At 41.6% G+C, this 14135-nt stretch carries 16 protein-coding genes; 15 read left to right on the forward strand and 1 reads right to left on the reverse strand.

All coding sequences use genetic code 11. The features are described 5' to 3' along the window. The first annotated feature begins 23 nt into the window (after nucleotides 1-23). The 4 genes from rpiB (at nucleotide 24) to upp (ending at nucleotide 3275) form a co-directional block, all read left to right on the forward strand. Nucleotides 24-461 carry a ribose 5-phosphate isomerase B gene (gene rpiB / locus AC4G3L_RS12685; protein ID WP_491077349.1) on the forward strand — a complete coding sequence of 146 codons (438 nt, stop codon included), beginning with the start codon at nucleotides 24-26 and terminating at the stop codon, nucleotides 459-461. A gap of 21 nt (nucleotides 462-482) precedes the next feature. Further along, nucleotides 483-1046: a TIGR01440 family protein gene (locus AC4G3L_RS12690; RefSeq protein WP_491077350.1), complete on the forward strand. Its 564-nt coding sequence runs from the start codon at nucleotides 483-485 to the stop codon at nucleotides 1044-1046. Between the two features lie 113 nt (nucleotides 1047-1159). Continuing rightward, complete coding sequence (glyA, locus tag AC4G3L_RS12695) at nucleotides 1160-2401, forward strand: serine hydroxymethyltransferase (RefSeq protein ID WP_491077351.1); 1242 nt, start codon at nucleotides 1160-1162, stop codon at nucleotides 2399-2401. 244 nt (nucleotides 2402-2645) lie between these two features. After that, nucleotides 2646-3275, forward strand: a complete 630-nt coding sequence (upp, locus tag AC4G3L_RS12700; RefSeq protein WP_491077352.1) for a uracil phosphoribosyltransferase — start codon at nucleotides 2646-2648, stop codon at nucleotides 3273-3275. 148 nt (nucleotides 3276-3423) lie between these two features. Here the strand turns inward: upp and AC4G3L_RS12705 are convergent, their stop codons facing one another. Beyond that, nucleotides 3424-4008 carry a hypothetical protein gene (locus AC4G3L_RS12705; RefSeq protein WP_491077353.1) on the reverse strand — a complete coding sequence of 195 codons (585 nt, stop codon included), beginning with the start codon at nucleotides 4006-4008 and terminating at the stop codon, nucleotides 3424-3426. A gap of 224 nt (nucleotides 4009-4232) precedes the next feature. Between AC4G3L_RS12705 and AC4G3L_RS12710 the strand changes: the two genes are divergently transcribed. The 11 genes from AC4G3L_RS12710 to AC4G3L_RS12760 all read left to right on the forward strand — a co-directional run bounded on the left by AC4G3L_RS12710 (nucleotide 4233) and on the right by AC4G3L_RS12760 (nucleotide 13778). Continuing rightward, nucleotides 4233-6422 carry a S8 family serine peptidase gene (locus tag AC4G3L_RS12710; RefSeq protein WP_491077724.1) on the forward strand — a complete coding sequence of 730 codons (2190 nt, stop codon included), beginning with the start codon at nucleotides 4233-4235 and terminating at the stop codon, nucleotides 6420-6422. Nucleotides 6423-6636: 214 nt separating this feature from the next. Further along, nucleotides 6637-6858 carry an AtpZ/AtpI family protein gene (locus AC4G3L_RS12715; RefSeq protein WP_491077354.1) on the forward strand — a complete coding sequence of 74 codons (222 nt, stop codon included), beginning with the start codon at nucleotides 6637-6639 and terminating at the stop codon, nucleotides 6856-6858. Between the two features lie 4 nt (nucleotides 6859-6862). Continuing rightward, complete coding sequence (locus AC4G3L_RS12720) at nucleotides 6863-7243, forward strand: ATP synthase subunit I (protein ID WP_491077355.1); 381 nt, start codon at nucleotides 6863-6865, stop codon at nucleotides 7241-7243. Between the two features lie 7 nt (nucleotides 7244-7250). Next, entirely contained in the window at nucleotides 7251-7961 is a 711-nt protein-coding gene (gene atpB, locus AC4G3L_RS12725; RefSeq protein ID WP_491077356.1) for a F0F1 ATP synthase subunit A, read from the forward strand. Nucleotides 7962-8013: 52 nt separating this feature from the next. Further along, complete coding sequence (gene atpE, locus AC4G3L_RS12730; protein WP_491077357.1) at nucleotides 8014-8232, forward strand: F0F1 ATP synthase subunit C; 219 nt, start codon at nucleotides 8014-8016, stop codon at nucleotides 8230-8232. Between the two features lie 142 nt (nucleotides 8233-8374). Beyond that, nucleotides 8375-8899 (forward strand): F0F1 ATP synthase subunit B, encoded by a 525-nt coding sequence (atpF, locus tag AC4G3L_RS12735; RefSeq protein WP_491077358.1) that lies wholly within the window; start codon nucleotides 8375-8377, stop codon nucleotides 8897-8899. Then, nucleotides 8896-9432 (forward strand): F0F1 ATP synthase subunit delta, encoded by a 537-nt coding sequence (locus tag AC4G3L_RS12740; protein ID WP_491077359.1) that lies wholly within the window; start codon nucleotides 8896-8898, stop codon nucleotides 9430-9432. The genes atpF and AC4G3L_RS12740 overlap by 4 nt, the downstream gene beginning before the upstream one ends. Before the next feature lie 24 nt (nucleotides 9433-9456). Further along, the gene (atpA, locus tag AC4G3L_RS12745) at nucleotides 9457-10965 is read left to right on the forward strand and encodes a F0F1 ATP synthase subunit alpha (protein WP_491077360.1); all 1509 of its coding nucleotides are present in this window, start codon (nucleotides 9457-9459) and stop codon (nucleotides 10963-10965) included. A 36-nt stretch (nucleotides 10966-11001) separates the two neighbouring features. Beyond that, nucleotides 11002-11859, forward strand: a complete 858-nt coding sequence (locus AC4G3L_RS12750; RefSeq protein WP_491077361.1) for a F0F1 ATP synthase subunit gamma — start codon at nucleotides 11002-11004, stop codon at nucleotides 11857-11859. Nucleotides 11860-11919: 60 nt separating this feature from the next. After that, the gene (gene atpD, locus AC4G3L_RS12755) at nucleotides 11920-13341 is read left to right on the forward strand and encodes a F0F1 ATP synthase subunit beta (RefSeq protein ID WP_491077362.1); all 1422 of its coding nucleotides are present in this window, start codon (nucleotides 11920-11922) and stop codon (nucleotides 13339-13341) included. Between the two features lie 29 nt (nucleotides 13342-13370). After that, nucleotides 13371-13778: a F0F1 ATP synthase subunit epsilon gene (locus AC4G3L_RS12760; protein WP_491077363.1), complete on the forward strand. Its 408-nt coding sequence runs from the start codon at nucleotides 13371-13373 to the stop codon at nucleotides 13776-13778. The last annotated feature ends 357 nt before the right edge of the window (nucleotides 13779-14135 follow it).

Raw genomic sequence — 14135 nt, forward strand, 5'->3', positions numbered from 1 at the left:
AAATGGAAGGGAGCCGTATTAACATGAAAGTTATCATTGCATCAGATCACGGCGGAATTAATTTAAGAAAAGAAATTATGAACTTAATGGACGAGCTTGAGATTCAGTACGAAGACATTGGATGTGATTGCGAAACATCTGTCGATTATCCTGATTATGCCCTGCCGGTAGCAGAACGAGTGGCAAATGGAGAATTTGACAGAGGGATTTTAATTTGCGGTACAGGGATTGGCATGAGCATTGCAGCAAATAAAGTAAAAGGAATTCGGGCAGCACTTGTTCATGATATGTTTAGTGCCCAAGCGACAAGAGCGCACAATAACAGTAATATTTTAACCATGGGAGAGCGTGTGATTGGTCCTGGCTTAGCTAGAGAAATCGCCCGTATTTGGCTGACAACGGAGTTTGAAGGCGGTCGCCATCAAACACGAATCGGAAAAATAGCTGAATCGGAAAAATAAACGAAGAAAGGCAGTATGCAAATGAGTGAGCTAAATGTAGTGGATATAAGAACTCAAGTAACTGCTATTCTGAATGATCTGGAAGCTGCTTTTCCAATGAATGGCCGTTTGTTGGTGATTGGCTGCAGCACCAGTGAAGTGATTGGCAAACGGATCGGTACGGGCGGGACGCTGGAAGTAGCGAAGGCTATTTTTGAAGCTGTAGATGAATTTTCTAAGCAAAAGGGAGCCTACTTGGCTTTCCAAGGCTGTGAGCATATTAACAGAGCTTTAATTATTGAAAGAAAAACAGCCATTCAATATGGATTGGACGAAGTATCGGTTGTACCTGCCCGCCAAGCCGGAGGGGCAATGGCCGCCTATGCATTTACGAATCTCGAGGATGCGGTCGTGGTCGAGCATATTAAAGCGGATGCAGGCATAGATATTGGCGATACAATGATCGGTATGCACCTAAAGCATGTGGCGGTTCCGTTGCGTTCCGCGGTAAGAGAGATTGGCCAGGCACATGTGACATTGGCCATGACAAGACCGAAACTGATAGGCGGGCCGAGGGCTCAATATAATAGGTTTAACGGGAAGTAAATGTAAGAATGATACGTCAATGGAATAAATGACTATTGCCCTTTATCGTGCTAGAATTGAAGGGACTAAAGTGAAGAATTGTCCGTTTTGACGAAAAGGGAGGAAGCTATAAGATGAGGTATTTGCAAGAGCAAGACTCACAAGTATTTGATGCAATTCAACAAGAACTGGGCAGACAACGCGGAAAGATTGAACTGATCGCTTCTGAAAACTTTGTCAGCGAAGCAGTGATGGAAGCGCAAGGATCCGTTCTGACGAATAAGTATGCCGAAGGGTATCCGGGAAGACGTTATTACGGCGGCTGTGAGTATGTGGATATTGTGGAGGATTTAGCAAGAGAACGTGCTAAAAAGATATTTGGAGCAGAGCATGTGAACGTGCAACCGCATTCAGGTGCTCAGGCAAATATGGCTGTTTATTTTACAATTTTGAATCCAGGAGATACAGTGCTGGGGATGAACTTATCCCATGGAGGACACTTAACCCATGGCAGTCCTGTAAATTTCAGCGGAATCCAGTACAATTTTGTTGAATACGGTGTTGATGAAAAAACTCATCTTATAAATTACGAGGACGTCAGAGAGAAAGCGATTCAAAGTAAGCCGAAATTAATTGTTGCCGGAGCAAGTGCATACCCGAGGACAATTGATTTCAAGAAGTTCCGTGAAATTGCGGATGAAGTGGGCGCTTACTTGATGGTAGATATGGCTCATATTGCAGGACTTGTTGCAGCTGGATTGCACCCAAGCCCGATTCCTTATGCAGAATTCGTCACAACGACAACTCACAAAACATTGCGCGGACCACGTGGCGGCATGATTCTTTGTAAAGATGAGTTTGCCAAGAAAATAGACAAATCCATATTCCCTGGTATTCAGGGCGGACCCCTTATGCATGTAATTGCCGCAAAAGCTGTGGCATTCGGCGAAGCGCTTCAGGATTCCTTTAAAGGTTATGCAAAGGATATTATAGAGAATGCCAAACGCCTTGGCGAAAGTCTGCAGAAGGAAGGACTTACAATTGTCTCAGGCGGAACAGACAATCACTTATTGCTGATTGATGTTCGCTCCATTCATCTAACAGGTAAAGTAGCTGAAAAGGTATTGGATGATATCGGTATTACGGCTAATAAAAATACGATTCCATATGATCCGGAAAGTCCTTTCGTGACAAGCGGTATCCGTATTGGTACAGCAGCCGTCACCAGTCGTGGATTCCAATTGGAGGATATGGATGAAATTGCTTCCATTATCAGTCTTGCCCTCAAAAACCATGAGGATGAAGAGAAGCTGAAAGAAGCAGCAGAACGAGTGACAAAGCTATCCAGCAAATATGAATTGTATCCTGATTATTAAGGATGTGCAAATGGGGTGTTGATGAGTCCGTTAAAGGCTTATTGATACCCCCTTTTTGGGAATACCGTATAAAATAAGGGATTATTAAAAAACTAAAGCAGTTATGATTGTTAAGTTAAACAAGGGCTCTAAACGGGCTCTAAATAGTATATTTTGGTAATCTGAACTTAATTGAACAAATCGAGAATTTTCTGTACAATAAAACGAGTGTTAAAAAAGGAACTTAAAGTGAGGAGAGATCCAATTGGGAAAAGTTTATGTATTTGACCACCCGTTAATTCAACATAAGTTAACATTTATCCGTGATAAAAATACGGGCACAAAAGAATTCAGAGAACTAGTGGATGAAGTAGCTACTTTGATGGCTTTTGAAATTACCCGAGATCTCCCGTTAGAAGAAGTCGAAATTGAAACGCCAGTCAGCAAATCAACATCCAAAACCATCGCAGGTAAAAAAGTGGCTATTATCCCTATTTTACGTGCGGGTCTCGGCATGGTTGATGGCATGATTAAAATTATACCAGCTGCAAAAGTTGGCCATGTGGGATTATACAGAGATCCTGAAACATTGAAACCAGTTGAGTATTATGTAAAACTTCCGGCTGATGTAGAAGAAAGAGAATTTATCGTAGTTGATCCAATGCTTGCTACAGGTGGATCTGCTGTCGATGCTATTAGCGCAATCAAAAAGCGTGGAGCAAAAAATATTAAATTTGTTTGTCTGGTTGCGGCTCCTGAAGGCGTTAAAGCAGTGGAAGAAGCCCATCCGGATGTTGATATTTTCATCGCTGCACTTGATGAAAAATTAAATGATCACGGCTATATCGTTCCAGGACTTGGTGACGCAGGCGATCGCTTATTCGGAACAAAATAATAAAGATAAAAGAGATGTTCATCAGCTTTTTTGGCTGATGGACATCTCTTTTTTTTAATAGGGTGAGCTAGTAATTGATAAACGTAAAAATATCTTTCGTCTTAATCTGTCTGCCTATTGAAAGCAATCAAATAAGATCCAGAAGCTTTTATCTTTTAATTTTTTCGCGTTCTTTTCTTAACTCTTCAATTCTCTTCATTTCTGCCTGATATTCTTCTTCCACCTTCCAGGTTTCCGGAAGGAAGGACTCATTATTATAATCAATCCGTTTTCCGTAACGAAGCATTTCATAAATGATCATCCCATTGTTGGGCTTTCCGTTGAACGTATGCATCGGTACAACATCAAATAGCACATAATAGATAGAGTAGAAAGCAAACCGGTCCCAAAATGTTTTATAATCCACGATCCAGCCGTTAGCAATTGAAAAATTAATGATGAGAGCGATGGCCAGGTTCATTAAAATGGGTCCCAAGTAGACGCAAATGTAAGCGAACTTGCTCTTGCGCTTTAAATCATCATATGAAAACCAGCTGTACAAATGATAATATTTGCGGAAATCAAACATTCCCAATTTAATGAGGCGCGGACCTGATCCTATCGTCAATCTCGGATTAATAACACCAAATAACCCGCTGACAATCAGGTACCCCATCTCCCGAAGAAATACGACGATAGGCAAGATAATAAAGGCGGATATCACTAATGACAAGAGGTCGTAAAGTCCAAACATGTTGTATGCACATCCTAACGAAAAAACTTGTATCCTGACATTCATACCCTCTCCCGAATGTAAACTAAACGAATTTTTTAAGAGAGCAGCATCATCCAAACAATAAGAAGTCGATAGGGAAAGGGTTCGATTTCTTATTTAAAGGAGAGGAATTATTTTTTACATGTATAAGTGATGGCAGTTAAACCATTCTAAAAAAATAAGGATGGTGATGATACTCATTGATGCGAATTTTGATAGGATTCTTCATGTTTATTCAATTTTTCGTATATATCCCGCATAGTTATGCTGAGGGTACAGAGGTAGTTGTGATTGAAACAGTGAAAGATGAAGCACCTAAGGAAGTGGCGGCAAAGCTAACTGCAAAGTATCCAGCGATTAAACCGCGCTATTTTTATCATGTTGTATACAACGGTTTTTCGGCAAATATTCCTTCCGCGCTTCTATCAAGTTTAAAGAAGGAGAAATCAATTACTGCTATTTATCAAACAGGTTCATTTAAAGCCTTTATTAAAAAAGACTCACGACCAAAAAGCCAGCCGTCGCACTTGAAATTCAACCAGCCCTTACAGGCTACCGGTAAAGGAGTGAAAGTAGGGGTTATTGATACGGGGATTGACTACACGCATCCTGATCTTCAGGCTAACTACAAAGGCGGCTACGATGTGGTTGATAAAGATTCAGACCCGATGGAAACTCTGGGGAACCAGAAAAATGCAACCCTGCATGGTACGCATGTGGCGGGGATTATCGGAGCTAATGGGAAAATGAAAGGAATGGCTCCTGAGGCCAATATTTATGCATACAGAGCGTTGGGACCAGGCGGATATGGAACAACTGATCAAGTGATCGCGTCAATCGAGAAAGCGGTAAACGATAAGATGGACATTATCAATCTGTCATTGGGAGATACCATGAATGGCCCTGATCTGCCCACGTGTAAAGCCCTTGATAAGGCAGTTAAAAAGGGAATTGTGGCTGTGGTGGCAAATGGAAATGATGGACCGGCGATATGGTCGGTTGGCTCACCAGGGACATCAGGAGGAGCTATAAGTGTCGGAGCCAGTGCAGATGCAGGTAAAGTGAAACGATTGAATTTTACGAAAAACTGGGCAGATATAAAGGTTCAATCTGTTGTAGGCTCACCTGAATGGAATTTTCCACATTCTATGTTACTGAGTGATGCAGGCCTGGGCAAAGAGAAGGATTACCATAAAATTGAAGTGGAGAATAAAATCGTATTGGTGGAAAGGGGAGTCATATCCTTTAAAGATAAGGTGATTAATGCAACGAAGGCTGGGGCTTTGGGGGTAATCATTTTTAATAATGAAGACGGGGAATTAAATGCTTCACTTGAAATGAATTCAGAAATTCCTGTCATAACCGTCACGCAAAAAGATGGATTGAAAATGAAACGGGCCATGAAAACGGGGCCGATTGCCTGCAGTACGAAAGAAATTGTTGAAAGAGAAAAAATGGCTCCCTTTAGTTCTCGTGGACCAGTCATTCATACCATTGGAATAAAACCTGATGTGGTCGCCCCCGGTGTAAACATTGAAAGCACGATTCCTGGTGGCGGCTATCTATCTTTGCAGGGGACAAGTATGGCAGCTCCATATGTCGCAGGCGTTTGTGCTTTGCTAAAAGAAGCTCATCCGGACTGGGCCCCTGAACAATTTAAATCTGCTTTAATGACCAGTGCCAATCTGTTAAAAAACGAAAAACAAGAAATGTATCACACATTTGAACAGGGGGCAGGCCGGATAAATGGGAGAGAAGCCCTTCAAGAGGATACATTTTTAGCCCCATCATCTGTTACTTTCGGCATGGCATCTAATGGCCGTACGTATAAAGCAAATATAGTAGTAGAAAATAGAAGCAAGTACAAAAAGCAATTTTATTTTTCAATTCCTCGTAAGGAAAGATTTAAGTCCTGGAAGCTACCTCTGGCTTTTACACTTGAAGGAGGTCAGAAAAAGACACTGGAGATGCAGCTTGAATTGGATGATTGGAAGGAGAAGAGTGATCTTGAAGATGGATATTTGTACCTCAATGAAACGGGACGATCTAAAGTAAGGCAGATTCCTTATATTTTTGCGATGCAGAAGCCTGAATATCCAATTGCCGAAGGGTTAGAGATTGACCAAATTAAAGGCAAACACCAAATGGATATAAGCATTTATTTGCCGTTTGGAGCAGATGCTGTAAGGTTTTCCCTGTATGATGCGGATTCGCTCATAAATACGAAAGATTTAGCAGAAATAAAAAATGTTAAAAGAGGAGTTTTAAAACAAAGGGTTACTTTACCGGAATCTATTCTTTCAAATTATTACGAAATTGTGGCAGAAGTAGAGAAAAATCACCAAAAAGTCGTAATAAACGATACAAATTTCTTGCATTTTCAGTTAGAATGAAAGTTATACACTAATTTTTACAGAATTTATATTATATTCTAGTATAGGTAATGGATTCAACACCTATCTGAATTGACAATCATTTTTGCCTATTGTATTCTTACATAGGGTATAAATGGTAGGGTTTTCAAATTGACAGACATATTTCCATTTATCTTGTCAATGTGAGATTATTATTATATCCTCCCCACCTATTCATAGCAGAGGAGATACAATGAAAAATAATCGCGGTGCTTTTCATGCAATGGGTTTAATGTCTGCGATTTTATCACAAATTGTCGGTCCTACGCTAATAGGAATATTTTTTGGTAGGTGGCTCGATAATCGATATCAATTGGAACCCCTTTTTTTAATCCTTTGTCTCCTGACCGGACTGGCAACAGGAGTCTATGCTGCCATCCGTTCGATAAATAACTACTTTAATGGAGAAACCTAATCAAATGCTAGAAGTCCACATTGTTTTCAAACGCTATCTTAAATTCACGTTCACCTTATTATCCATTTATGTTATCCTATGGGGGGTAACCCCATATAAAGCAGAAGCATTGGGAATGGCACTTGGTAGTATTATAGGTATTTATAATATCTGGCTTTTATCCAAAAAAACTGCTCAATTGGGAGAAATGGTGCAGAATGGCCGCAGTATGAAATCAATTGGGACAATCTCGAGAATGGCCGCAGCTGTTCTGGCTGTAGCTATCGCCATGCAATACCCAGATCGATTTAATGTCTTTTTTGTAGTATTGGGATTAATGACGGGTTACCTTGTCATTATGATAGATTTAACAATCCATAACATAAGGCGGGGGGAAAAGAGGTGAATATAGATTGAATCATGGAGCACCAACAGTCGAATTAATGGGCCTTACTTTTAATCTTGGTAACGTTCTGATGATTACGGTCGCAAGTGTGATTGTATTTTTAATCGCTGTACTGTCGACAAGAAAATTGGCAGTGAAGCCATCAGGTATGCAGAACTTTATGGAGTGGGTCATAGACTTTGTCAGAAACATTATTAATAGCAATATGGACTGGAACACAGGCGGACGCTTTTTAGTTCTTGGAACGACGCTCATCATGTACATATTTGTTTCAAATATGCTTGGTCTTCCTTTCTCAGTTACGTATGATGGAGACCTATGGTGGAAGTCACCGACAGCCGATCCAGTAGTCGCTTTAACCCTTGCAGTGATGATCATAGTTTTGACAAACTTCTATGGTCTGAAAATGCGCGGTTTAAAAGGATACAGTAAAAACTTTGTATCACCAATGCCGTTCTTATTTCCCTTAAAGATTATTGAGGAGTTTGCAAATACCCTAACACTGGGCTTGCGTCTATTCGGTAATATTTATGCGGGTGAAATTTTACTCAGCCTTTTAGCAGGATCTCTTGCTACAGGAATCTGGGGCAATGTTTTAGCCATTGTGCCAACTATTATTTGGCAAGGTTTCAGTTTGTTTATCGGAGCAATTCAGGCATTTATCTTTACGATGTTAACGATGGTTTACATGGCCCACAAGGTCAGCGAAGACCATTAATAATATAAAAAAATCTAATTTAAGTTATACAATTTAAAGGAGGAACTTCATAATGAGTTTGGGAGTTATAGCAGCAGCAATCGCAATCGGTTTAGCCGCTCTTGGAGCAGGTATTGGTAATGGTTTGATCGTATCTCGTACAGTAGAAGGTATCGCACGTCAACCGGAAGCACGTGGTATGCTTCAAACAACTATGTTCATCGGGGTAGCGTTAGTAGAGGCGATTCCTATCATCGCGGTTGTTATCGCGTTCATGGTATTGAACAAGTAATTGACAATATTGATGGCGGAGAATCAATTGATAATCTTCGCCATTCCTTTATGTTTACTAAAATCTAGCCGTCCTTGTACGGTTTAAACGTATATGCACTAAAAAGTAAGCCGTAAAGACTTCTGAAGGGAGTGAAATAGGGGTGTTATTTAATAATTTGGTACTTGGAGCTGCAGCACATAGCGGGCTAAATACGGGAGATATCATTTTCCAATTAGTCTCTTTTATTATCTTGATGCTTTTACTGAAAAAATTCGCATTCGGTCCTCTAATGGGCATTATGAAAGAACGTGAATCACATGTTGCAAGTGAAATTGAAGTAGCAGAAAAGAATCGTGCAGAAGCAGCTGCTTTGTTAGAAGAACAACGTACTATGCTGAAAGAAGCACGCCAGGAATCTTTGTCTCTTATTGAAGATGCTAAGAAACATGGTGAACAACAACGCGAAGAAATCATCGTTGTTGCCCGTCAGGAAGCTGAACGTGTGAAAGAGTCAGCGAAACGCGAAATTGAACAGCAAAAAGAGCAAGCAATGGTTGCCCTTCGTGAGCAGGTTGCATCCTTGTCCGTTCTAATTGCGTCCAAAGTGATTGAAAAAGAACTTAGTGAAGCTGATCAACAAAAATTAATTAACGATTACATTCAAGAGGCAGGAGAAGAGCGATGAGTAATACGGTTGTAGCAAAACGCTATGCAGATGCTCTTTTCCAAATTGCCAAGGAAGATAATCAAATTGACCGTTTGGAAGGCGAAATGCGGACTTTGAAGGAAGTATTCCTGTCAAATAAGGAACTTACTACATTCCTTGAGCATCCAAAGGTTACGTTGGAGAGTAAGAAAGACGCTATAAAAACGGCTTTTGCTACTATGTCTCCATCTATTCAAAACCTATTAATGATTCTTGTAGACCGTCATCGCGAAAATATCGTGACGACTCTGGCAGATGAATTTATTCTTTTGGTAAACGAATACACAGGTGTAGTCGATGCTAAAGTTTATTCTGTCCGTGCTTTATCGAAGCAGGAACAAGAAGGCATTTCAAAGGCTTTTGCCCAAAAAATTGGAAAACAGGCACTGCGCATTGAAAATATCGTAGACAGCAGTCTTCTGGGCGGAATCAAGCTGCGAATCGGTAACCGTATTTTTGATGGTACGGTCTTAGGTAAGCTAGAACGCTTGGAACGTCAATTGTTGAGTTAATATTAGAAGTTAGGGGTGAAATTCATGAGCATCAGAGCTGAAGAAATCAGCGCGCTGATTAAGAAACAAATTGAAGGCTATCAAACTGATATAGAAATGAGTGAAGTCGGCACCGTAATCGTTGTTGGTGACGGTATCGCGCGTGTTCATGGATTGGACAACGTCATGTCCGGAGAGCTGTTGGAGTTCTCCAACGGTGTAGTTGGTATGGCGCAAAACTTGGAAGAAAATAACGTTGGTGTTATTATCCTGGGTCCTTTCCGCGACATTAAAGAAGGAGACGAAGTACGCCGTACAGGCCGCATTATGGAAGTACCAGTAGGTGAGGCTTTAATCGGACGTGTCGTTAACCCTCTTGGACAACCACTTGATGGAATGGGTCCAATCGTTACATCTGAAACGCGTGCAATTGAAAATAATGCACCGGGTGTAATGGATCGTAAATCTGTTCATGAGCCTTTACAAACAGGACTTAAAGCGATCGATGCCCTAGTTCCAATCGGACGTGGACAACGTGAATTAATCATTGGTGACCGTCAAACAGGTAAAACATCTGTGGCGATCGATACGATCTTGAACCAAAAAGATGAGAACATGATTTGTATCTATGTGGCAATCGGACAAAAGGAATCAACCGTTCGTGGAACAGTTGAGACTTTCCGTAAGCATGGCGCTTTGGATTACACAATCGTCGTTTCTGCATCTGCATCACAACCAGCACCAGTGTTATACCTTGCTCCATACAGTGGTGTAACAATGGGTGAATACTTTATGCTTCAAGGCAAACATGTCCTTGTTGTATATGATGATTTATCCAAGCAAGCAGCAGCTTATCGTGAGCTTTCCTTATTGCTAAAACGTCCTCCAGGCCGTGAAGCATTCCCAGGGGATGTATTCTACTTGCACTCCCGTTTATTAGAGCGTGCTGCAAAATTGAGCGACGCACTTGGCGCCGGTTCAATTACAGCTTTACCGTTCGTTGAAACACAAGCAGGAGATATCTCCGCTTATATTCCAACAAACGTTATCTCCATCACAGATGGACAAATTTTCTTACAATCTGATCTTTTCTTCTCCGGCGTACGTCCTGCAATCAACGCAGGTCTATCCGTATCCCGTGTAGGTGGATCCGCGCAAATTAAAGCAATGAAAAAAGTTGCCGGTACTCTTCGTTTGGACTTGGCATCTTTCCGTGAGCTTGAAGCTTTCTCCCAATTCGGATCTGACTTGGATAAAGCCACACAAGCAAAATTAAATCGTGGTCAACGCACAGTAGAAGTATTAAAACAGGATCTTCACAAACCGCTTCGTGTAGAACAGCAAGTATTGATTCTATACTGCTTAACTCGTGGATTCCTTGATGATATTCCACTTGCTGATATCAGACGTTTCGAAGCTGAAATCATCGAATGGACTGCACGCAACCACAATGAGTTGTATGAACATATTCGCACAACTGGCGACCTGCCAAAAGAAGACGATATGAATGCAGCTGTTAATGAATTTAAAAAACAATTTGTTGTATCGGAATAACAGGATAGGCATTAAATACTAGGATGGTGAGAATGAATGGCATCATTACGTGATATAGATGCGCGTATAAAATCAACTAAAAAGACGAGCCAAATCACAAAAGCCATGCAAATGGTTTCCGCCTCCAAATTGAATCGTGCCGAAGCGAACGCGAAAGCTTTTGTACCGTACATGGAAAAAATCCAAGAGGTCGTAGCGAGCATTGCGAATGGAAGCACGGATGCATCTCATCCGATGCTGGTCTCACGTCCTGTGAAAAGAACCGGATATTTGGTTATCACTTCCGATCGCGGATTAGCTGGAGCCTATAACAGCAGTGTCTTACGTAAAGTTTATCAGACAATCAATGAACGCCATCAATCCCCGGATGAATACGGCATTATCGTTCTAGGACGCGTGGGAAGCGAGTTTTTCCGTGTCCGCGGAATGAACGTCATTCAGGAGATGGTCGGATTGTCTGACCAACCAAGCTTTGATGACATTAAAGAAATCACAGCCAGTACGGTAAAATTATTCGCAGACGAAACTGTTGACGAAATCTATATGTACTATAACCACTTTATTAGTGCTATTTCCCAAGAAGTAACGGAAACTAAACTTTTACCTCTTGGAAGTGTAGAAGGACAAGCAGCAACAAAACTTTATGAATTCGAACCTAATCAGGATGAGATTCTAGAAGTGTTACTGCCGCAATATGCCGAGAGCTTAATCTATGGCGCATTGCTGGATGGTAAGGCAAGCGAACATGCTTCACGGATGACGGCAATGAAGAGTGCCACTGATAATGCCTCTGAGCTTATCGGGTCTCTCACATTGACATACAACCGTGCTCGCCAGGCTGCAATTACACAAGAAATTACCGAGATTGTCGGCGGAGCCGCTGCTCTCGAATAGATAAAATGGAACTATAGATTCGAACATTCACACGGCATAGAGTAAATAGGAGGGAATGGAATGAACATAGGACGCGTTACTCAAGTCATGGGTCCAGTTGTTGACGTTAGATTTGAAAACGGCAAACTACCTGAGATCTATAACGCCCTGAAGATCAACATTTCCAAAGGAGCACCTGCTGATGAAGCAGAATACCTTACTTTGGAAGTTGCTCTTCACTTAGGCGATGATACGGTTCGTACGATTGCAATGGCTTCTACAGACGGATTAGTCCGTAATGCAGAGGTTATTGATACAGGAGCACCGATTTCTGTACCGGTTGGAGACATAACACTTGGTCGTGTATTCAACGTGTTAGGTGAAAAAATCGATTTGGATGCTCCTTTAGAAGGAAACTATCAAAAAGATCCAATTCACAGAGAAGCTCCGAAATTTGATGAGTTATCTACTGAAGTTGAGATCCTTGAAACAGGTATCAAAGTAGTAGACCTACTAGCCCCTTATATTAAAGGTGGAAAAATCGGATTATTCGGTGGTGCCGGTGTAGGTAAAACTGTATTAATCCAGGAATTAATTAATAATATCGCCCAAGAACACGGTGGTATCTCCGTATTCGCAGGTGTAGGAGAACGTACTCGTGAAGGAAATGACCTTTACCACGAAATGACTGACTCCGGTGTTATCAAGAAAACAGCCATGGTATTTGGACAAATGAACGAACCACCTGGTGCACGTATGCGTGTTGCCTTGACTGGTTTGACAATGGCTGAGTATTTCCGTGATGTACAAGGTCAGGACGTACTATTCTTCATCGATAATATCTTCCGTTTCACACAAGCCGGTTCAGAAGTATCCGCCCTTCTTGGACGTATGCCTTCTGCCGTTGGTTACCAACCAACATTGGCTACAGAAATGGGTCAATTACAAGAGCGTATCACATCCACTAACGTGGGATCTGTTACATCTATTCAAGCAATCTACGTACCAGCCGATGACTACACGGATCCGGCTCCGGCTACAACATTTGCCCACTTAGATGCAACAACAAACTTAGAGCGTAAACTATCAGAAATGGGTATTTACCCAGCGGTGGATCCATTGGCATCTACATCTCGTGCGCTTTCTCCTGCGATTGTTGGAGAAGAACACTATGAAGTGGCTCGTAGCGTTCAATCTACATTGCAACGTTACAGAGAGTTACAAGATATCATTGCCATTCTGGGTATGGACGAATTGGGAGAAGACGATAAATTAGTTGTTGCCCGTGCACGACGCATTCAAAACTTCTTATCTCAAAACTTCCACGTAGCTGAACAGTTTACTGGTCAAAAAGGTTCTTACGTACCAGTTAAAGAAACAGTTAGAGGCTTCAAAGAAATCCTTGAAGGCAAATACGACAACCTTCCTGAAGATGCATTCCGTCTTGTTGGACGCATTGAAGACGTTGTTGAAAAAGCTAAGCAAATGGGCGTTGAGGCTTAACCAAAAGGATCTTATAGGAGGGCACATATATGAGAACGATTAAAGTTTCTGTAGTTACTCCTGGCGGTCCTGTATTGGAAGAAGAAGTAGAAATGGTCAGTACAAAAGCAAAAACGGGGGAACTTGGTATCCTTGCCGGCCATATTCCAATGGTAGCTCCACTTGATATCGGTTCCGTTCGTTTAAAAACGGGTAACAATACAGAATGGGTTGCTGTATCCGGAGGATTTATGGAAGTAAACGGAGAAGAAGTAACCATACTCGCGCAGTCAGCTGAACGTGCTGAAGATATTGATACTGCTCGCGCCAAACAGGCTAAAGCACGTGCCGAAAGACGACTTCAAGACAGACAAGTTGAAATCGATGCACACCGTGCAGAACTGGCACTTAAGCGTGCTTTAAACCGTCTAGATATTGCTGAACATAACCGACGTTAAACGTTTAAAGACTATATAAAACTCCAGGGATGAGACCCCTGGAGTTTTTTTGTACATAACTTCGCATTCGAGAAATATATATAAAGTATGAGGGGATGTAGTTACCGGTAAGTGTATGGGAATGAGAGATTTGCGTAATTGTGAGATTGGGCTGTGAAATGGATGGTGTTTGATTATGAAAGCAGTCAGCTATGGCACACTCTTGCTACACCTTTGATGCACCTATGACGGGGTAAAGGTGCAGCAAGGGTGTGTGAAAGGTGAGGGAAAACACCTACCCTGCACCTATGCTACAGCTATGAGGGGATAAAGGTGCAACAAGGGTATGTGAAAGGTGAGGGAAAACACCTATTCTCC

It is taken from the genome of Bacillus sp. z33 (genome assembly GCF_058313615.1).